Source organism: Curtobacterium phyllosphaerae (assembly GCF_049341865.1).
GTDB classification, from domain to species: domain Bacteria; phylum Actinomycetota; class Actinomycetes; order Actinomycetales; family Microbacteriaceae; genus Curtobacterium; species Curtobacterium phyllosphaerae.
This window is the reverse complement of record NZ_JBMPIU010000006.1, coordinates 138,651-157,773: the sequence shown is the minus strand read 5'-3', so window position 1 is coordinate 157,773 and position 19,123 is coordinate 138,651. Positions and strand designations below refer to the sequence as shown.

Sequence of the window (19,123 nt, the reverse complement as noted above, 5' to 3'; positions counted from 1 at the left end):
GGCCACCCCAGCAGGCCCGGACCACCGCGACCGGGTCAGATGCCGCCGGCGTGCCCGGTCAGCAACATGCCGACGGCGTAGGTCGCGGCGAGGGCGAGTGCTCCGCCGATGACCACCCGCACGGTCGCGCGGGTCCGGGCCGCACCGCCGAGGATCGCACCCGTGGCACCGGTCAGTGCGAGGGCGACGAGCACGGCGGCGACGGTGATCCAGACGCGGTCGGCGACCGGCGACAGCAGCATCGCGAGCATCGGGAGGAGCGCGCCGACCGTGAACGTGGCAGCGGAGACCCAGGCGGCGCGCCAGGGGCTGACGATGTCGTCCTCGGCGGCGGCGACGGCCATGGCGGCTCGGCGTTCCCGGGCTTCGGGGCGGACGAGTTCGCCCGCGACGGCTCGGGCGACCGCCGGGGTCACGCCGAGCGCCTCGTACCGGCTCGCGAGCATCGACTCGTCCTCGGCGTCGATCGTGGCACGGACGGTGGCCTCCTCGAGCCCGGTGCGCTGGGCGTCGCGCTGACCGCTCACCGACACGTACTCGCCGAGGGCCATCGAGATCGCTCCGCCGACGAGGCCTGCGGTCCCGGCGGCGGCGATCGCGGCAGTGGAGCCGGACGCACCTGCGACGCCCACGACGATCGCGGCGACGGACACGATGCCGTCGTTGGCGCCGAGCACGCCGGCGCGCAGCCAGTTCAGGCGCCCGGCGTCCGAGCGCGCATCGGGGTCACCGAGGTCGACGTGGGAGAGGTCCGCGATCGTGGTCATGTGCCGATGAAAGCACGCCGCGGCGCACAATACTAGCCAGGTAAGCCTGCCCTCACCAGGGGTTTTGTCGGCGGCGGGGCGGGCGTTCCGGAGGGTGACACCGCCCAGCGCACAGAACACCGCCCTCCGCAGTTGTGTCCTGTGCGGAGGGCGGTGTTCTGGAGCGAGACGGTGTCCAGCGCCGGGGTCAGGAGCCCATTGCGGGGTTCACGCCGGTCTTCCGTGCCTTGACGGCCCGGAAGTACTCGTTCGACGGAGCGAGGAACATCAGGACGACGGCGACGATGCCCGCGACCAGTCCGAGCGCGCCGAGTCCGTACGCGCCGAGGATGCCGAAGATCGACAACCCGGTGAGGACGGTGAGGACGATGCGCGCCCAGTTCGCACCGCGACGCATGAAGAACGCGAACAGGACGAACGCGACGAGGAACAGGATGCCGAAGACGACGGCGACGACCACACCGCCGGTGACGAGGCCCTGCACCTGCGAGGACGAGACACCGGATCCGCTCGCGCTCTTGGCAGCCTGGTCGCGCACGGAACCGATGCTCGCCAGGCTGATGATCGTCGTGACGAGGCGGATCAGCGCGACGACGAGGAACAACAGGAACGCGATCTGGACCGGTCGCGGCGGCGTGGTGGATGCGCCGGGTGCGGTGGGCTGGGCAGCCGGGTACTGGGACATGGACTCTCCTGGTTCGATGCGACGGCGCGCGACGGACCGGTCCACGGGTGCGACCGGCCTCGCCACGCTACGGCTCCGGCGATCGGGACGTTCCATGTCCGCTCCCCGGCGGCGGATTCTTGCGAGAACCCGCACGCGCCCGGCACGGCACCGCCCGCGCCCGACACCTCCCGCGCATGCCACCGCCTGCGCATGACACCGCCCTCCGCACACGACACCGCCCTGTGACGCGGTGTCCTGCGCGCAGAGCGGTGTCGTGTGCGGGTCCGGCCGCAGCCCGGTCAGGCGAGGGTGAAGCGGAGTGTCCGCACCTCGAACGCCGACAGTGCCAGCGGCACCGTGCCGGACGCGTCCACCTGCGCGTCCGCAGCCTGCGCGGGATCGGTGATCGGGGCCTCCAGGAGTGACACCGTCTCGACGGAGGCGACCCCCGCGGCCACGGTGACCGACCCGGAGGCACGTTGCCCGACGGGCTCGTACACCCGGACGACGAGGTCCCCCGACCGGTCGTCGGCGAGCTTGACGCTCGACACCACGATCCCGCCGGACACGGACACGAGCGGCTCGAACCCGTGGTCGCCCGAGACCGTTCGTGCATCGAGGTTGAGCCGGAGGCCCTCGGCGGTGGTGTCCGCGAGCGTCGCGCCGATCACGAGCCCGTACCGGTGCGTCTGGACGCCCTGGTCGGTCTCCGGGTCGGGGAACCGCGGTGCCCGCAGGAGCGAGAGCCGCAGCGTCGTCGTGACGTGCCCGTCGACGGCGTCACGGGTGACGTCGTACCCGTGGATGGAGTCGTTGACGAGCGCGACCCCGAACCCGGGCTCCTCGATGTGCACGTACCGGTGCATCGACGTCTCGAACTTGGCGGACTCCCACGAGGTGTTCTGGTGCGTCACCCGCTTCTGCGCGCCGAACTGCGTCTCGGCTATGGTGTGCTCGGCACGGACGTCGAGGGGGAACGCCACCTTCAGGAACTTCTCGGTCTCGCGCCAGTCCGTCACCTGGCCGATCTGGAGCGTCCGGGATCCGGGAGCGAGCGACAGGGTCTGGGTGATCGTCGACTCGGAGAACGAGCGCTCGACGACCACCCGCGCGACGCCGTCGTCCCCGAGCTCGGCGCGGATCGACCCGACGGCACGGATGTCGTCGACGCGGTTCCGATAGAACCGGTCGACGTCCCATGCGTCCCACATGTTCGGGAAGTCCTGGTGCAGTTGGAGCAGGTTCCCGACCTGCCCGGGTGCGATCGCGTCGCGCCCGGTCGCGAGGTCGACCGCTGAGGTCACCAGGCCCTCCGAGCTGATCGCGACCCGGACGAGGTCGTTCGCGAGCACGTACCCGTCGGCGACCGAGTCGAGCGTCACCGGGGACCCGGTGGACGCCGCGACGACGGTCGCTCCGAGCGCCGGCGCACCGGACTGGAGGGCCGGGGCCGGGTTCACGACGATCGACCGGTCGCCGGAGCCCACGAGGGCACGGATCGCCTGGCTGATGATCGCGACGAGGGCGTCCGCGATGCGTGCGTACTCCGCGACGGCTTCTCGATGGACCCACGCGATCGACGTGCCGGGGAGGATGTCGTGGAACTGCTGCAGGAGGACCTGCTGCCACAGGGCGTCGAGCTGCTCGTACGGGTACTCGAACCCGGCACGGACCGCGGCGGTCGTGCACCACAGCTCGGCCTCGATCAGCAGGTGTTCGCTCCGCCGGTTGCCCTGCTTGGTCTTGTGCTGGCTGGTGAGCGTTGCACGGTGCAGCTCGAGGTAGAGCTCGCCGACCCACACGGGCGGGTTCGGCATCTCGGAGCGGGCGCGGTCGAAGAACGTGTCGGGGTGCTCCCAGGCGACGCGAGCACTGCCCTCGAGGTCGGCGAGACGTTCGGCCTTGCCGGTCATCTCGCGCGTGGTGCCACCACCGCCGTCACCCCAGCCGACGGGAGCGATGGACCCGGTCGCGATCCGGTTCTCCTTGAACTGGCGTGCGGCCTTGGCGACTTCGGACCCGGACAGCTGCGAGTTGTAGGTGTCCATCGACGGGAAGTGCGAGAACATCCGCGAGCCGTCGATGCCCTCCCACAGGAACGTGTGGTGCGGGAACTTGTTGACCTGGTTCCACGAGATCTTCTGCGTGAAGAACCACTCGAAGCCCGCGCGGCGCATGAGCTGCGGGAGGGCCGGCGAGTACCCGAAGCTGTCCGGGAGCCAGACACCCTTCGGCTCGATGCCGAACTCCTCCTTGAAGAACCGCTGACCCTGCGAGAACTGCCGGACGATCGACTCGCCTGTCGGCATCACGGTGTCGGACTCGACCCACATGCCACCGATCGGCAGGAAGCGTCCGGCGGCGACAGCGGCCTTGACCCGTGCGTAGACCTCTGGGCGGTGCTCCTTGATCCACGCGTACTGCTGGGCGCTCGACATGCCGTAGACGAAGTCGTCGGTGGAATCGATGAGCTCCGTCATGCTCGACGTGGTGCGGGCGACCTTGCGGATCGTCTCACGCACCGGCCAGAGCCACGCGGAGTCGATGTGCGCGTGCCCGACGGCCGAGATGCGGTGCGCGGAGGCCTCGGCCGGCTGCGCGAGCACCCCGGCGAGCTCGGCGCGGGCCGCCCCGGCGGTCTCGGACAGGTGCTGGAGGTCGAGGACGTCGAGCGCGTCGTCGAGCGCCTGGAGGATCCGCATGCGCCGGGGGCCGTCCGGCAGCTCGGCCTGCAGCTCGAGCAGCACCTCGATGTCGAGAGAGAGCTCGTGCAGCTCCTGCTCGAACACCGCGAGGTCCATGCGCCGCGGCGTGTACAGACGCTTCGAGGACGAAGTCTGGATGTCGCCCTGCTCGGTCGGCAGGAAGGGGTGGTAGTCGAGCAGGACGGGGTTCGACGCGGCCTCGAGGTACAGGTCGACCTTCTCGTCACCCTCCGCGCTCTCGGCGATGAGGACCCACTGGTTGCGGGGGTTGATCGACTTGATCGGGGTGCCGTCCGGGCGGTAGGCCAGGGCCTCGCACTGGAAGCCCGGCATGTTGATGTCGAAGCCCAGGTCGATCCGCGCCTCGATGCGCTTGCCGGCCCAGGCGGCGGGGACGGTCCCGGTCAGGTGGAACCACGTCGTGCCCCACGCAGCACCCCACGGCGTCCCGACCTCGTACGGCTCGAACGGCAGCGCGAGGCCCTCGGTCGGCGGGATCGGCTCCCCCGGCAGCTCGTTCCACTCGACGGTGAGCGGGACGGAGTCCGCGTGGATCGCCGAGAGGATGCGCTCGTCGAGGACGCGCTTGGCACGGCCGGTGGTGAGGGGGATGTCGTCGTGCATCGTTGCCTTTCGAGGTGGAAGAAGTGGTGACCAGTCTTGTCCGTCAGGGCATGGTCGCGGGGTGTGCCACGGACATGTGGATGGATTCCCCATCCGCGGGCACCCTGTGCAGGACGAGGCCGTCGGCTTGGAGGCTCGGCTCACCCAGACGAGACCGCAAGACCACCCGGGGCCCCCGCCCGAGCGCCTCGGCGAGCTCGACCCACGCCAGCGAGAACCGTCCGCCCGGGGCGCAGTCCGCCCGGACGCCGGGGTTCGCGTGCCCGTCGGCGTCGATGTCGTCGAGCACGAGGGCGTCGACCGGGCCGATGCTCGCCACGCCGCCCGCCGAACCATCGAGATCGCGGAACACGCCGCCTCCCCGGGCGACATCGCGGCGCGTCGCGCGATCTGGACGGTCGGGGTGGGCGTGTCCCACGCCGAGCTCTCGGACCATCGCCCGGAACCGCTCCCCCGTGGGCTTCAGCACGCCGTCGTTCGTGAACAGGCCGAGGTCGTACTCCAGCTCGGGGAAGTCCGCGAGCGACCGCGACACGTCGTGCGAGCACCACCAGGTGATCCCGAAGAGGTCCGGCACGTCGGCCGCGTGTCGGATCGTCCCCTCGAGGAAGTCGGCAGCGTCGGCCACGGGCACCACGTTCGTCGGCGCCCCGACCTCCTGGAGCCAGTTCGGCCGACCGGGCTCACCGGGGACCGACGCGGGTCCGAACGCCGCCGCGAGCTGCAGCAGGTACTCCCCGTGCCGCACGCTCCCGGCACCGAGGGGTCCGTGCACGCGCGCCGCCCCGTTGAACACCCACGAGTGCGTCACCGTCATGTCCCCGTGATCGGCCGCGTGCGCCGGCCCGAAGGGTTGTGCGTCGTCGTACCAGGCGGCGTCGTACTGCGCCACGGTGACCCACGGCGCACCGTGAGCCGACCCGGCGGACGCACCCCGGGCCTCCAGGCCGACGGCGACGGCAGCGTCAGCGCCGGCAGCACCAGCACCAGCACCAGCACCGGCACCGGCACCGGCAGCGTTGGCCGACAGTCCGGACCGTGCCGCCGCGACCATCGTCGCCAACCAAGCGGACGCCTCCGCCGCCGACACCGCGTGCGGGGTCGGGTGTGGGGCGTGCGCGAACTGGTTGACCTCGTTCCCGATCGTGACGCCGAGGAGGTTCGGCCGGTCCGCGACCGCAGCCGCCAGCGCCGCCACGTAGGCCGCCGTCGACGCGACGACGTCCGGGTCGGTGAACATGTTCCGCCGGTGCCACGACTCGAGCCACGACGGCACGAAGTCGAAGCTCGACAGGTGCCCCTGCAGCGCGTCGACGTTGACGTCGAGCCCGAACGACGCCGCGATGTCGACCACCGCGACCACGTCGTCGAGCGAGGACTGCCGGATGAGCGTCCGGTTCGGCTGGATGACCGGCCACAGCGGGAAGATCCGCACGTGGTCGACCCCGAGCGACGCGATCTGCTCCATGTCCCGAGCGACGTCGGAGGGCGAGAAGTCGAGCCAGGAGTGGAACCACCCGACGGCCGGCGTGTAGTTGACGCCGAAGCGCATCAGCCCTTGACTCCACCCTCTTCGACGCCCTTGAAGAAGAACCGCTGCAGGATCGAGAAGATGACGGCGATCGGGATGAACGCGATCATCGTGCCGGCCGCGATCATCCGCTGATCCGTGGCGAAGGACCCCTGCAGGTACTGCAGACCCACGGTCAGCGTCAGCTTGTCGGGCGACTGCAGCACGATGAGCGGCCAGAGGAAGTCGTCCCAGGCGCCGATGAACGAGAAGATCGCGATGACGGCGATCGTCCCCTGCACGGCGGGCAGGGCGATGTTCCACAGTCGCTGCCAGGAGTTCGCACCGTCCATCACGGCAGCCTGGTCGATCTCCTCGGGGATCTGCCGGAACGCGTTGAACATGAGCAGGACGTTGAGCGCGGCGATCATGCCAGGCAGTGCGACACCGGCCAGGGAGTCGGCGAGCCCGAGGTCCTTGATGGTGACGAACTGCGAGATGATCGTCGCCTCGCCCGGCAGGACCAGCGTCGCGAGGAACAGCCCGAGGACCACCTTGCGGCCCTTGAACTGCAACCGTGCGATCGCGAAGCCGGCGAGCGTCGCGAACACGATGTTCCCGACGACGTCGATCGCCGCCACGATGAGCGAGTTCCCGATGAACGTGAACACCGGGATCGCGCTGCCCACCTTGAGGTAGTTCGCGATCGTCGGCTGCGTCGGGATGAACGACGGGTTCGCCGTGTAGATGTCCTCGCCGGCGCCCTTGAGCGACGTCGAGAACTGCCACAGGAACGGTCCGACCGTGATGAACAGGACGATGACGAGCAGCACGTAGCGGACGGCCTTCTCACGGGTCGTCATCACCCCGAACGTGCGGCGTCGCCGCTTGCCTCCGGTGCGCTGGTCGCGCATCCCCGACCGGGAGGCGCGGCGCACGTCCGGCGCGTCGGCACCGCCCGCGATCCCGCGTGCACCCCCGATGACGGGTTCCGACGTCGTGGTGGTGTTCGTCATTTCTCCGCCTTGTTGTTCATCCGCGCGAGGGCGAGCATCGGGACGAGGGTCACGACGAAGAGCAGAAGGCTCAGTGCCGAGGCGTAGCCGAGGTTGCCGGTGAACCCGCGGGCGTACTGCTGGATGAGCATGACCAGGGAGTTGTCCTGGCCGCCCGGTCCGCCGGTGCTGTTCGTCAGGATGTAGAGCTCGCTGAACACCCGGAGCGCCGAGACGCAGACCAGGATGCCGACGAGCGTCATCGTGCCGCGGACACCGGGGACCGTGACCGACCAGAACCGACGAGCCGATCCCGCACCGTCGATCGCGGCTGCTTCGTGGAGGTCCTTGCCGACGTTCCCGAGGGCCGCCAGGAAGATGATCATGTAGTACCCGAGGCCCTTCCAGACCGTGAGGCTGATCGCGCTGAAGAGCAGCAGCCACCGATCGGTCAGGAAGGGCACCGCGTGCTGCACGATCCCGAGGTGCTGCGCCATCTCGTTGATCACCCCGCGGTCGTCGAGGATCCAGTTCCAGATCAGCCCGACGACGACCGCCGACGCGATCACCGGCGTGTAGTACGCCGTCCGGAAGAACGCGATCCCGGCCATCTTCTTCTCGACCAGCAGAGCCATCAGCAACGGCAGGAGCGTGAGGAGCGGCAGGCAGATCGCCATGTAGATGACGCTGTTGAGGAGCGCCTCCCACACCTGCGGATCACCGAGCATGGTCTGGAAGTTCTGGAGGCCGACGTAGCGACTGACCCCACCGAGCGGACTGGCGTTCGTGAACGACAGCCGGATGGTGTTGATCGACGGCCACAGGCTGAACGCGAGCAGCCAGACGAGTGCCGGCAGGATCAGGAGCCACGGGGTGAACCAACGATTGGCGCGCATGATCAGCCGTTCGCCAGGAGGGTGTTCATCTTGGTCTGGGCCGTCTCGAGCGCCTTCTTGGCTGTCGTCTGACCCTTCATGGCAAGGGCGATCTGCTGGTCGAGGAAGGTCGTCATCGCGTCGTTCGCCTCGACCGGGGACAGGTTCTCCGCCGTCTTCAGCGCCTTGTTCGCGAGGACGCGCGCCTTCGCCTCGACCGTGCCGTCGTCCTTGGAGAAGTACGGGTCCGACTGCGACGAGATCGTCGACGGGAAGATGCTCACGAGGTGCGCGAACTTCTCCTGGTTCGCGGCGTCCGTCATGAACTTCGCGAGGGCCTCGGCCGTGGCGACGTGCTTGCTCTTGCTCGACACCGACAGACCCTGCACGTAGAGCGGCGGGGTGTCGAGAGCCGGCGACACGACGATGTTGCCCTTGAGCGACGGGTTGTTCTTCTCGAAGTCGGCGATCGCCGTCGCGCCACCGGTCGTCCAGGCGACCTTGGCCTGCGTGAACAGGGTGGAGTTGCCGAGGTAGTCGCTGTTCAGGACCGAGGACGGCATGTAGCCGTTCTGGTACGCCTTGGCGTACTTGTCGATCAGGTCGGCGGCCTTCGAGGAGTCCGCGAACGTGAACTTGGTCCCGTCGCTGTTGAGGATCTTGACGCCTGCGAGCGAGAAGTCCGAGAGACCGGGCTTCCGGCTCATCAGGTAGTCGTCCGGGCACTTGGAATGCATCAACGCGGCCTGCTCGAACAGCTGGTCGGTCGTCTTCGGCACGTTGTCCGGGTCGAGTCCGCACTGCTCCAGCATCGACTTGTTCCAGTAGTCGACGTCCGTGTTGAGGTACCACGGGTAGCCGAACGTGCCGGTGACGCCCTTGTAGTTGTAGGCGGACAGCGCACCGGCGACGTACGTCTTCTTGAGGGTGCTGTCGTCCTTGCTGATGTCCTGCAGGAACCCGCGCTTGGCGAGGGGCAGGGCGATGTCCGGCGGGAGGTTGATGACGTCGGGCAGCGAGTTCGAGCTCGCCTGCGAGAGGACCTTGTCGGAGTAGCCGTCACCCGGCTGGTCGACGAGCTTGACCGTGGTGCCCGGGTACTTCTTCTCGAAGGCGGACGCGACGCCCTTGAGGTAGCCGCTGTACGTCGGGGTGAGCGCCCACGTCTGGAGCGTGATCGTCCCCGTGATCTTGCCGCTGTCGCCGCTGGCGCTGTCCCCGCCGCTCGCGCAGCCGGTCAGGACGAGCGCGACCGCTGCTGCGCCGGCCAGGAGGCCCGTGGCGCGTCGAGCGCGCCGGCTGCGGGTGGGATCGGTGGTTGCGTCGGGACGTGTTCGGATTGGCATCGCTTCGGACTCCTTCGTTCGTGCGACGTGACTTGAGCGCTTCAGCGGCATCAGCCGTCACGACACCGCTGCCGCTGATGGACGCCATACAAGACCACTAAAGCGCTATAGTCAAGTCCGGTGCGCAATGATGTGCGCGGGGCGGCTCACAAACAGTCGCGCTCCTGGAGGGGATTCCATGACGCCACCGAAGCGCGCCACCATCGCGGACATCGCCGCGCGTGCCGGGGTCTCACTCGGAGCGGTGTCGTTCGCGCTGAACGATCGACCGGGGGTCTCCGACGAGACGCGCGCGCGGATCCAGGCAATCGCCCGTGAGATGAACTGGCGCCCCCACACTGCAGCCAGGGCTCTCGGTGGGGCACGCGCCGGCACGATCGGTTTCGTCCTGAACCGGCCCGCCCGGACCCTCGGCACCGAGTCGTTCTTCGGCGACCTCATCTCCGGGATCCAGCTCGGGCTGACCGGGGCCGCCGCCGCCGGCAGAACCCACATCGGCATGAACCTGCTCGTCGCGCGGGACCTCTCCGAGGAACTCGACACCTACCGCGAGTGGTGGAGCGGGCACCGGGTGGACGGGGTGGTCGTCATCGACCCGCGGACGGACGATCCCCGCGTCGCGCTCCTGAACGAGCTCGGGATGCCGGCCGTCGTCGTCGGGTCCCACCCGTCCGAGCCGGGCAACGCTCCGTCGGTGTGGATCGACGACTCGGACGCTGCCGACACCGTCTTCGGGTACCTGCATGCGCTCGGGCATCAGCGCATCGCGCACGTGGCCGGTCGCGAAGAGTTCGAGCACACGGCGATGCGTGCTGCTGCCCTTGCTCGGTTCGCTAATTCCGTCGGACTCGCGGCGGAGACCATCCCGACGGACTACTCGGCCGCTGCTGGTGCGTCGGTGACCCGCACCTTGCTGTCACGGCCGGTCCGCCCCACCGCGATCGTGTACGACAACGACGTCCTGGCGGTGGCGGGGCTCGGTGTCGCGGCAGAGATGGGCGTCGCGGTGCCTGCCGACCTGTCGATCGTGTCGTTCGACGACTCGGCGATGGCGCGCTTGGTCCGCCCGGCGCTCACGACACTGACTCGCGACACCGTCGAGCTCGGACAGCGGGCGGCGAAGTTGCTGCTCGACCAGATCGAGGCCGACGCCCCGCTCTCGTCGCGCCCGGGCCCCCCGCTGACGTTGAGCGTGAGGGACAGCACCGCCCGCCCCTGACGCGTCCGTTTGAGGCTGAGCCGCCCAGGATGTCATCAGACCAGTCAGATGAGACAGGCTGAACAACTCATCAGCGGGCAGTTTCACCTACGGCCCTGGAACGCCTAACAGTGCGCGCGTCCGCCCGACCGTCTGCTGGACAGAGCGAGAGCGGGGACTGGCAGGGCTCGGCCCACGCGGGCGGATCGGCCCCCACGCGCAAAGCTCGAGACCCGCGCGGCCCGACGCACGATCGCATTCAGCAACGACGGACCGCGCTGGTGTCGGATGCCGACCGTAGAATCCGAGGCACACGAAGAGGTGAGGAGAGATCATGGCCAAGACGGTGTTCTACAGCTTTCACTACGCGCAGGACGTGCACAGGGTGCAGCTGGTGGAGAAGATCGGTGCCCTAGAAGGGCAGCCGATCCTGAACTCCCAAGATTGGGAGAGCATCCAGGCGCGGGGTGAGGCCGCGATCCAGAAGTGGATCGACGACCAGATGAAGTACAAGCGGGCAGTGATTGTACTTATCGGCCGCTACACATCCCAGCGGCCCTGGGTGCAGTACGAAATCGAGAAGGCCTGGGCGGATAATCACCCACTGCTGGGTATCCGCATCCATGGCATCTCCTCGATGGGCTCTGTCGACGGGGAGGGCGCGAACCCGTTCGATAGCGCCGACGTCCCCAGCAACTTGATTCCCGTGTTCGACCCCACCCGGCGGGACCGGGGTGGAAACATCGACTCGAAGGCCACCTACAACTACCTCGCTGACAACATCGAGTCCTGGTCCGCTCAAGGTGCCACGGCCTGATTTAGATGGATGAGTGCTCATTTTGCCGGATCGTGCGGGGTGAGGACCCTGACGTCATCGTCCTCTATGAGGACGATGAGACGGTCGCGTTCGTTCCCCTGGAACCAGCGACGCGAGGCCACACGCTCGTCATCCCGAAGACCCATATCCCCCGCGTGTGGAATTTAGGGAGCGAGGACGCGGCCGCGGTAACGAGCACGGTCGTCGCGGTCGCGCAGGCTCTCCGACATTCGCTCCACCCGCAGGGGCTGAATGTGATCCAATCCAATGGAGCGGCGGCCACACAGACAGTCGATCACGTACACGTGCACTTGGTGCCCCGGTGGCGGCGAGACCGGATGGTGTTGCGCTGGCCCCAGAAAGCTGCAGAATCCCGCAATCAGCAGCGCGCCACCGCCGCGACCATCCGGGATCAGTTGAAGGGCGTAACCTCTATGGCGCCGCTCCCGGTAAGCTCTCCGGAAGACCGGCGTCAGCACCTGGGTCTTATTCAGGGTGTTATCTCGAGGATGGCATCCGCGTCTGCATCGGCTAAGACGTGGCTGCTCCCGATAATGACCGCCGCCTACGGATACGCATTCGTACAGCGCAGTTGGCCGATCGCCGTGCTGGGGATCGCGGCGGTGGCGGTCTTCGCTTTGCTGGACGCGAACTACCTCAAACAAGAACGCTCCTTCCGCAGCCTCTACGATCACGTTGCCCGCGGCGGGCCCGTACCGCCGTTCTCACTGAATCCCACTGTGGCAGGACCCGCCGATCGCACCAAGGTCAACTACTGGCCGGACGCGCAGGACTGGAAGTCCTGGGCGATCGCTCCGTTCTATCTCCCTCTCCTTTTGGTTGGCGGAGTTCTTGTGACCTACATTTCGATTACCTGCTGAGTGGTAGTCGGTCACCTCCACGGAAGCTGCATCGCGGTGACGGAGAGGTCCCACAGTCTGGAGTCGTCGTCGACAGCGATGAACGACCGACGCGCGGAACTCAAAACCGCCGATGACCTCAGCTGGCGCTCGCTGCAACGTTGCCCCCCTTCTCGACGGCTCGCCTGTCGATATCGTCCGCCATGAGCTCACCCGCGCCCGATAGCCGGACGGCTACTGTGACGAGACGAGCCGCTGACGGCCGAGAACATCCATCTGAACCGCCCAAGGCACACCTACCCGGTAACGGTGCGTCCTTCTCACGGCCTGGCGAGGAGCCCCGAGCAAGCCGGGCCGGGCCGGGCCGATACGCCTCACTTCACTGCGGGCGACGTCAGAAACTGGGGGTTAAGCTAACGGCTGCGGTTGGCAGACAGGCTGCGGGGTTGTAAGGCGTGTCAGATCCAGGCACGTACTCGGCGCGACACGACCGCATCGATAGTCAGCATCTACGTGTTCTCGGGCCAGCCCTGAACCGGGTATAACTATCTGACGGCGGACGGCGGTGCCGATGCGTCGTTGTGGGAGCTCAGCTGTCGGTTCGACGTAAAGGAGCGAGCTTCAGTCGATAGAGCAACCCGTGGGCGCTACGCTCGCGCTGAAAGGCCTCCGTCGAGGGTCCAGATCCCGGCGGGCCTCCGTGTGCGCTCCGAGTATGTTTGTCGCTCCGTCAGGATGCAGAGGTCGCCCGCGCCGACACCTGCGACGGCATGGTCTACGTAGCTTGTTTCTGTGTCCGCGCCGTCGAGGAGTTTCTGCAGGAAGCTGTCGTTCCACGCAACGTCGTGTAGAACCCAGGGCGCTTGACCCGCACAGATCAACCGCAGCAGGTCATTCAGCTTCATCGCCGCCTGACGGCGCGCGCCGCCCGAACCGAGCTGGGCGATGTGATTGCCAGTTTCAATCACCGAAGTGATCGGCAGGATGAATTCTTCGCCGTGGTCAAGTCGTATACTCATCTCTTCGATGACCTGGTCTCGATGCTGGTCGTAGCCAGGTACGGGAACCAGATTGCACAGAATCGTCGTATCGATGAACGAGATCGTCCCCATCAGACAAGTCCGAGCAGTCGGCGGAACTCGCTGTAGTCGGCCTCGTTCACGGACACGTTGCCACTGAGCTTGCCTGCGGTGAGTGCAGCCCCGAGGCTTCCTTCCGCAAGAGCTCTGGCGTAACCTGGCAGACTGACGATCGGGGTCAGACTGCTGTAACCCGTCGTGGGGTCGCGGTGGCACACGATGATGTGCTCATTCAATTTACCCTCTGCGGCATCGAGGAGCGACGGACTGTGTGTTGTGGCGAGCACGCTGGTCTCGGCACCGTTACTGCTGTCTCTGACCAGGGCCAGAATGCGATCCGCCTGCGAGGGGTGCAGCCCGTTTTCAAGCTCTTCCAAGACCACCAGCACGCCGTTCCGATCTTCGTCGATGCCGGGTGCCTGGATCGACGGGAGAACGGTGTCAATGTCGAGTCCGTTCTGCGCAGACAGCAAAGCGGTTGCGATACCGATTAGTCGCAGCAGCCCATCGCTCATCTCGCGAGCCGGAGTGAGCTCAGCCGCTCCATCGCGGTCGCCCCGGTTTTCCTGCAGGGCGAGCATGAGGTCGTCCAGCTCCGTCCCGACGAACGCGATGCCAGTGATCGACTCATCGGCTACCGATCGGACCAGATCCTCGATCGTTTCGAAGGCGTCCGGGTCTGTCCTCGCGAGATTTCTAAGCGCGGCGGATAGATTCTGTCCAGTTCGCCGAAGCTCGACGTCCCGTTCCTGAACGTAACTTCGCATCAGATGCGGGACCGGATCGAAGTGGAAGACACCGCGGAGAGCGCCCATAACGGCGTCAACGGCGGCCAGAACTGACTTTTCGGCCCTGTTGGACCCAGCAACTGCTAGCGGAACCTGCGTCAGAATAAGGCGGTTGTCGCGAAACCTCGAGACACTATTCGGGCCACGCTGGCCGTTATGCACCTCGACGTCGATGCCCATACCCGGGTCGCCGGCGGGCTTCGTCTCATAAACCACGCCGTGAGTGATAGCGCCGCTTTTCACCGCAACCCCAGGTCCCCAGAGACTCTCCCGCACGATGCGAAGCTCTGGTTCGACCTCGATCTGCACCTCGTAGCGGAAGCGATTGCCGTCCGATTCGACTCGGCACCCGAGCCGGAAGTAATTCAGACCATGCGGGGCGCAGCCAAGCGATCCGCCACGAACGGCCCCGCTTTCTCTGCGCCGTCCATCGAGAGCGTCGACGAGGTCATCGCCCTCCGCTAATCGGGCTAACACTTCGAGGCCGTCGAGAGCGTTGGACTTGCCTGAACTGTTACGCCCGATGAGCAGGGTTGTCCCACCCAGGGGCAGTGATGCGTCTCGGTACGACTTGAACTCGCCGATCAGTAGCTCGATGATTCGTGCTGGCGCCATGAACTGATCGTAGAGCTTCGAGAGCGTGCGGCGAGGGGTGCGCTGGATCACCTGGCTGCGAAGAGCGCAGCGGCTAAGGACGTGGCGCTGCCCGCGGCGACGATCGGACGTGACTCAGTGTCGCTACGTGAACAGCGCGTAGGGGGCCGCTGACGTGTCTCGGTAACAGATCTCATTAGCGGTTGTCTCGGCTCTGCTCAGGGCCGACGAGCTTCATGGATGTAGATGACCCGATCAAGCACTCACTCGAAGCTGATCGATCGAACGCAGCGGACAGCGCGGCACACAGTCGAGTCTTGCTGGTCAGCACTGATGCCTCCCGCGTTCCCGCTTGCCGACGAGACCACCCTTGGAGGGCCGTAGTGGTCGCGACACGCCCGGCTACCGGCCTACTTGCGCATGCAGTATATGAGCCTCATATTTAACTGACTCCAGCAAGGGACTGGAGGAGAAATGAGGGATCACGATGAAGTCGTTCACCATCACTCCGGGCAAGACCGCCGTCGCCGCCGCCGTCTGCGCGGGGCTCTGCGCCTCGATGCTCGTCTCGACGCCGGCAACCGCTGCCCCGCTAGCACCGCATGCCACCACGGAAGGCGTCGCGAAAAGCCTCGACCTGCAGGCCGCCGACCTGGAACGCGGGCTCAGCCTGATCAGCGAGATCCCGGAGAGCGTGTTGCTCGCCGGTGACGTTGCGCTCAGCGACTGGATTGCCACGAACCACCCGGAGCTGCTCACCGGCGCTCGCGCCGACGTCGTCGGATGCGCTGGGGCGATCGCATGGCTCATCGCGTCCACAGCGATCCCCGCCGCCAAGATCCTCAAGATCAAGAAGCTCATCGACGGACTCGGCGGTGTCGCCAAGGCTGTGCAGCTCTTCTGGGGTGCGTCGTTCAAGTGGGAGAAGATCCAGGCGCTCGGCGGAGCCGCTGCCGCCCTCGGAGCCGAGCTCATCGGCATCACCGCAGTCCAGCAGAAGTGCTTCTCGTGAGCGGCCGCGGCCGGGCGCTGATCGTCATCGGGGGTCTCGCCGCGGCGGGTCTGGCGTCGGTGTACATCGGACTGACCGCCGCCGGGATGATCCTGCTCGCAACCCTGTGTTTCGTCGCGTTCGGGCGACCGATCATCGGGGACACGCAGATTCGACCCAACGAGGCGGTCGACCCCAAGGAGATCCGCGCGTACCGGCAATCACACCGGGGCGCGACGATCACCGAGGCGGTCGCTGCAACGCAGAGGTGAATCGAGAGCGGCCCCGGACCCCGCGTCACGCCGGGCTCCGGGGCCGACCTACACCGTGTTCGTCCGACAGGCATGACTCCGGCGGTTGGGGACGGATCGTCCGGGTCCTCGGCGGGATACCTGTGGCCGTCACGCTGAGCGTCGGGCTCGTCTGTCTGAATGTCTTCCTGCGCGTGGGGCCAGGCGCGTCTGGCTCATGGGGCGGCAACGTCGCAGCCGCGGTCGTTCTCTTCGCCGCGATCGCACTCACCGGGACAGCCGTGCGACGGCGTCAGCGGCGAACACGAGAAGGCGCGGTGCGAGACCGCAGCGATGACGACAGCGACAGCTGAGCTTCTCCCGCGTACGGGTTGACTACGTAGTCGGACCCGTGCTGTACTGCTCTGACGCAGCGCGGCCACCCCCGGCCACGCGACCCCGAGGAGCTCGACGATGAGCAACACCACCAGCGCACGCCGGCCCCGCCCGACGTCGATGATGGACGTCGCCGCGCATGCCGGGGTCTCGCAGAAGACCGTCTCCCGCGTGGTGAACAACGAGCCCCACGTCACCGACGAGATCCGCGCCAAGGTCACCGCCGCCATCGCCGAGCTCGGCTTCCGCCCGAACGCCGCCGCCCGCTCCCTCAAGGGCGCCCGCTCCCGCCGCATCGGGATGGTGACCCTCGGCACGGCGCTGTACGGCCCGGCGTCGATGGTCGCGGGCGTCGAGCACGAGGCCCAGGCCCGCGGGTTCGCCCTCACCGTCGTCCGGGCCGAGGGAACAGAGAAGCCGGAACTCCAGACCGCACTCGACTCCCTCATCAGCCAGGACGTCGAGGCAATCGTCGTCTCCGAACCGATCGACCACCACTTCCCCGAGCTCGACATCCCGGCCGAGCTGACGATCCTCACCCTCGGGACGCTCGAGATGCCCGACCGGCAGAACAGCCTCGCGGTCGGCCTCGACGAGGTGGGGGCCGCCCTCGCCGCGACCGAGCACCTCCTCGCCCTCGGACACTCGGACGTCCGGCACATCGCGGGCCCGTCGACGTGGACGTCGAGTGCGCGGCGAACGACCGGGTGGGGGAACGCCCTGCTCGACGCCGACATCGAACCGCAGCCCGTGGTCGAGGGCGACTGGTCGCCGCGGGCCGGGTACGACGCGATGGACGAGCTTCTCTCCCGGGCCGGCCGGGGACGACTCCCGGACGTCACGGCGGTGTTCGTCGCGAACGACCAGATGGCGATCGGGGCGATGGCAGCCGTCCAGCACCACGGCCTGCGCGTCCCGGACGACATCAGCGTCGTGGGGTTCGACGACCACCCCGTCGCCGAGTTCCTGACGATCCCCCTCACCACGATGCGGCAGGACTTCGACGAGGCCACCCGCCTCGCGATGCACCGGCTCATCCGCACGCTCGACGGCCACGCGCCGATCGAGCGGGAACGCATGGTCCCAGCGCAGCTCGTCGTCCGCGCGACGACGGCACCACCGCCACCGAGCCGCCCGCCGCTCCACGCGCTCGACTGAGCGCCTCCCACCCAGGCCGCACCGACCCTCCACGCCGGCCGGAAACCCGACCCGCACGCCGCCCACCGCACGCCGCCCACCGCACCCACCCACCCGAGCCGAGTGAGCGCTCACCCCAACCCGCGCACCACCCCCTCCGTCACCGACGTCAGGAGACGCCCCATGACACCACCGCCACCGACACCCGGCCGCGGCCCCGCCCTCTCGCGGCGGGACCTCCTCCGCTGGGGCGCCACCGCCGGCGGCGGCCTCGCCCTCGCCGGCCTCCTCGCCGGCTGCGCCCCCACGAGCACGGCCAAGGTCGCGTCCGGCGCGGTCGACCTCTCGTTCTGGACCCACGACCCCGGCTACGAGAAGTTCTTCACCAAGGCACTCCCCCTCGCGGCGAAGAAGTCCCCGTTCACGTACAAGCTCGACATCACCACGATCGCGGCCGGTGACATCCCGACCAAGCTCATCGCGCAGGCCGTCGCGAACACCGGGACACCGGACGTCGTCGGCCTCGAGATCGGCGCGTTCTGCCGGATGCTCCGCGGCGACATCGCGAGCCAGCTGCTCACCGACCTCGGTCCGTCGGTCGCGAGCCAGAAGGACGACCTCATCGCGGCGCGGCTCACGCCGTTCTCGAAGAACGACCACCTGTATGCGCTCGACTCGGACACCCCACTCTGCGTCTACTACCACCGCGAGGACCAGTTCGCCGCGCTCGGCCTGCCGACGGACTTCGAGACGTGGGAGGAACTGAGCAGCATCGGCGCGAAGCTCCACAAGGACAAGGGCGCGTCGATCCACGCGGTCGCCGTGACCGACCCGGGCGGCGCGATCCAGAACTACCAGATCCTGCTGCTCCAGCGCGGCGGGGACCTCTGGGACGAGGACGGCGGCCTGTCGATCGAGACGCCGGAGGCCGAGCAGACCCTCGCGTTCCTCGCCGACGGCATCCAGTCCGGCGCGATCGCCACCGTCGCGGACATGTACGGGCCGAGCCTGCAGGCGGGGCTCAAGAACAACTCGATCCTCGGTGTCGACATGCCGTCCTGGTACGCGAGCTACGGCATCAAGCCGAACGTGCCGGAGCAGACGGGCAAGTGGCGGGTCCGGAAGCTCCCGGTGTTCAAGGACGGCGGCGGGGCCACGAGCGTCGGCGGCGGCACGGGCTTCGCGGCCCTCCGGAACAAGCCGCTGTCCAAGGCCGGGGTCGACCTCGTCCTCGCCACCTACCTCGACAAGGACCAGCAGGTGAAGCGGTACGAGGACCTCGGCTACCTGCCGACCCTCCGCTCGGTCTACGACGACCCGCGGCTGGCAGCCCTGCAGGACCCGTACTTCGGCAACCAGCAGCTGTTCGGGGTCTACAAGTCGATCATCGACGACGTCCCCTCGCAGCACCAGAGCGCCGACGCGGCGATCCTGCAGACCGTCCTGAGCGGCTACCTGATCAAGGCGTACAAGGGCCAGCTCACCCCCAAGCAGGCGCTCAGCGCGGCTGCATCCGACTTCCGCGGCCAGACCCGCGCGTAGGG

At 67.8% G+C, this 19,123-nt stretch carries 16 protein-coding genes; 7 read left to right on the top strand and 9 right to left on the bottom strand.

All coding sequences use genetic code 11. The features are described 5' to 3' along the window. Window positions 1-35 precede the first annotated feature (35 nt). The 7 genes from ACO0E0_RS12525 to ACO0E0_RS12495 all read right to left on the bottom strand — a co-directional run bounded on the left by ACO0E0_RS12525 (window position 36) and on the right by ACO0E0_RS12495 (window position 9,489). Window positions 36-767, bottom strand: a complete 732-nt coding sequence (locus ACO0E0_RS12525; protein WP_422871763.1) for a VIT1/CCC1 transporter family protein — start codon at window positions 765-767, stop codon at window positions 36-38. Window positions 768-954: 187 nt separating this feature from the next. Continuing rightward, window positions 955-1,452: a hypothetical protein gene (locus ACO0E0_RS12520; RefSeq protein ID WP_422871762.1), complete on the bottom strand. Its 498-nt coding sequence runs from the start codon at window positions 1,450-1,452 to the stop codon at window positions 955-957. A 281-nt stretch (window positions 1,453-1,733) separates the two neighbouring features. Beyond that, window positions 1,734-4,763 carry an alpha-mannosidase gene (locus ACO0E0_RS12515; protein WP_422871761.1) on the bottom strand — a complete coding sequence of 1,010 codons (3,030 nt, stop codon included), beginning with the start codon at window positions 4,761-4,763 and terminating at the stop codon, window positions 1,734-1,736. Window positions 4,764-4,806: 43 nt separating this feature from the next. Further along, a complete protein-coding gene (locus ACO0E0_RS12510) occupies window positions 4,807-6,315 on the bottom strand; it encodes a glycoside hydrolase 5 family protein (protein WP_422871760.1) in 1,509 nt (502 codons plus the stop codon). Continuing rightward, window positions 6,315-7,289, bottom strand: a complete 975-nt coding sequence (locus ACO0E0_RS12505; protein WP_422871759.1) for a carbohydrate ABC transporter permease — start codon at window positions 7,287-7,289, stop codon at window positions 6,315-6,317. The genes ACO0E0_RS12510 and ACO0E0_RS12505 overlap by 1 nt, the downstream gene beginning before the upstream one ends. After that, window positions 7,286-8,164, bottom strand: coding sequence for a carbohydrate ABC transporter permease (locus tag ACO0E0_RS12500; protein WP_422871758.1), 879 nt, complete (start codon window positions 8,162-8,164; stop codon window positions 7,286-7,288). Before ACO0E0_RS12500 ends, ACO0E0_RS12505 begins: the two co-directional genes overlap by 4 nt. Before the next feature lie 2 nt (window positions 8,165-8,166). Next, window positions 8,167-9,489, bottom strand: a complete 1,323-nt coding sequence (locus tag ACO0E0_RS12495; RefSeq protein WP_422871757.1) for an ABC transporter substrate-binding protein — start codon at window positions 9,487-9,489, stop codon at window positions 8,167-8,169. A 178-nt stretch (window positions 9,490-9,667) separates the two neighbouring features. Here ACO0E0_RS12495 and ACO0E0_RS12490 point away from each other — a divergent pair, with 178 nt between their 5' ends. The 3 genes from ACO0E0_RS12490 (at window position 9,668) to ACO0E0_RS12480 (ending at window position 12,385) form a co-directional block, all read left to right on the top strand. Further along, the gene (locus tag ACO0E0_RS12490; protein ID WP_422871756.1) at window positions 9,668-10,708 is read left to right on the top strand and encodes a LacI family DNA-binding transcriptional regulator; all 1,041 of its coding nucleotides are present in this window, start codon (window positions 9,668-9,670) and stop codon (window positions 10,706-10,708) included. Between the two features lie 313 nt (window positions 10,709-11,021). Then, entirely contained in the window at window positions 11,022-11,504 is a 483-nt protein-coding gene (locus ACO0E0_RS12485) for a TIR domain-containing protein (protein ID WP_422871755.1), read from the top strand. Window positions 11,505-11,509: 5 nt separating this feature from the next. Continuing rightward, the gene (locus ACO0E0_RS12480) at window positions 11,510-12,385 is read left to right on the top strand and encodes an HIT family protein (RefSeq protein WP_422871754.1); all 876 of its coding nucleotides are present in this window, start codon (window positions 11,510-11,512) and stop codon (window positions 12,383-12,385) included. A gap of 626 nt (window positions 12,386-13,011) precedes the next feature. Here ACO0E0_RS12480 and ACO0E0_RS12475 read toward each other — a convergent pair. Beyond that, complete coding sequence (locus tag ACO0E0_RS12475) at window positions 13,012-13,476, bottom strand: hypothetical protein (RefSeq protein ID WP_422871753.1); 465 nt, start codon at window positions 13,474-13,476, stop codon at window positions 13,012-13,014. After that, entirely contained in the window at window positions 13,476-14,846 is a 1,371-nt protein-coding gene (locus ACO0E0_RS12470; RefSeq protein WP_422871752.1) for an AAA family ATPase, read from the bottom strand. Before ACO0E0_RS12470 ends, ACO0E0_RS12475 begins: the two co-directional genes overlap by 1 nt. Before the next feature lie 466 nt (window positions 14,847-15,312). On the opposite strand from ACO0E0_RS12470, the gene ACO0E0_RS12465 reads away from it, so the two are divergent. From ACO0E0_RS12465 to ACO0E0_RS12450, 4 genes are all read left to right on the top strand, one after another. After that, window positions 15,313-15,837: a hypothetical protein gene (locus ACO0E0_RS12465; RefSeq protein ID WP_422871751.1), complete on the top strand. Its 525-nt coding sequence runs from the start codon at window positions 15,313-15,315 to the stop codon at window positions 15,835-15,837. Then, complete coding sequence (locus ACO0E0_RS12460) at window positions 15,834-16,088, top strand: hypothetical protein (protein WP_422871750.1); 255 nt, start codon at window positions 15,834-15,836, stop codon at window positions 16,086-16,088. The genes ACO0E0_RS12465 and ACO0E0_RS12460 overlap by 4 nt, the downstream gene beginning before the upstream one ends. Window positions 16,089-16,520: 432 nt before the next feature. Beyond that, entirely contained in the window at window positions 16,521-17,600 is a 1,080-nt protein-coding gene (locus ACO0E0_RS12455; protein ID WP_422871749.1) for a LacI family DNA-binding transcriptional regulator, read from the top strand. Window positions 17,601-17,762: 162 nt separating this feature from the next. Then, on the top strand, window positions 17,763-19,121 hold the full coding sequence (locus ACO0E0_RS12450; RefSeq protein ID WP_422871748.1) for an ABC transporter substrate-binding protein: 1,359 nt from the start codon (window positions 17,763-17,765) through the stop codon (window positions 19,119-19,121). Window positions 19,122-19,123: the final 2 nt, after the last annotated feature.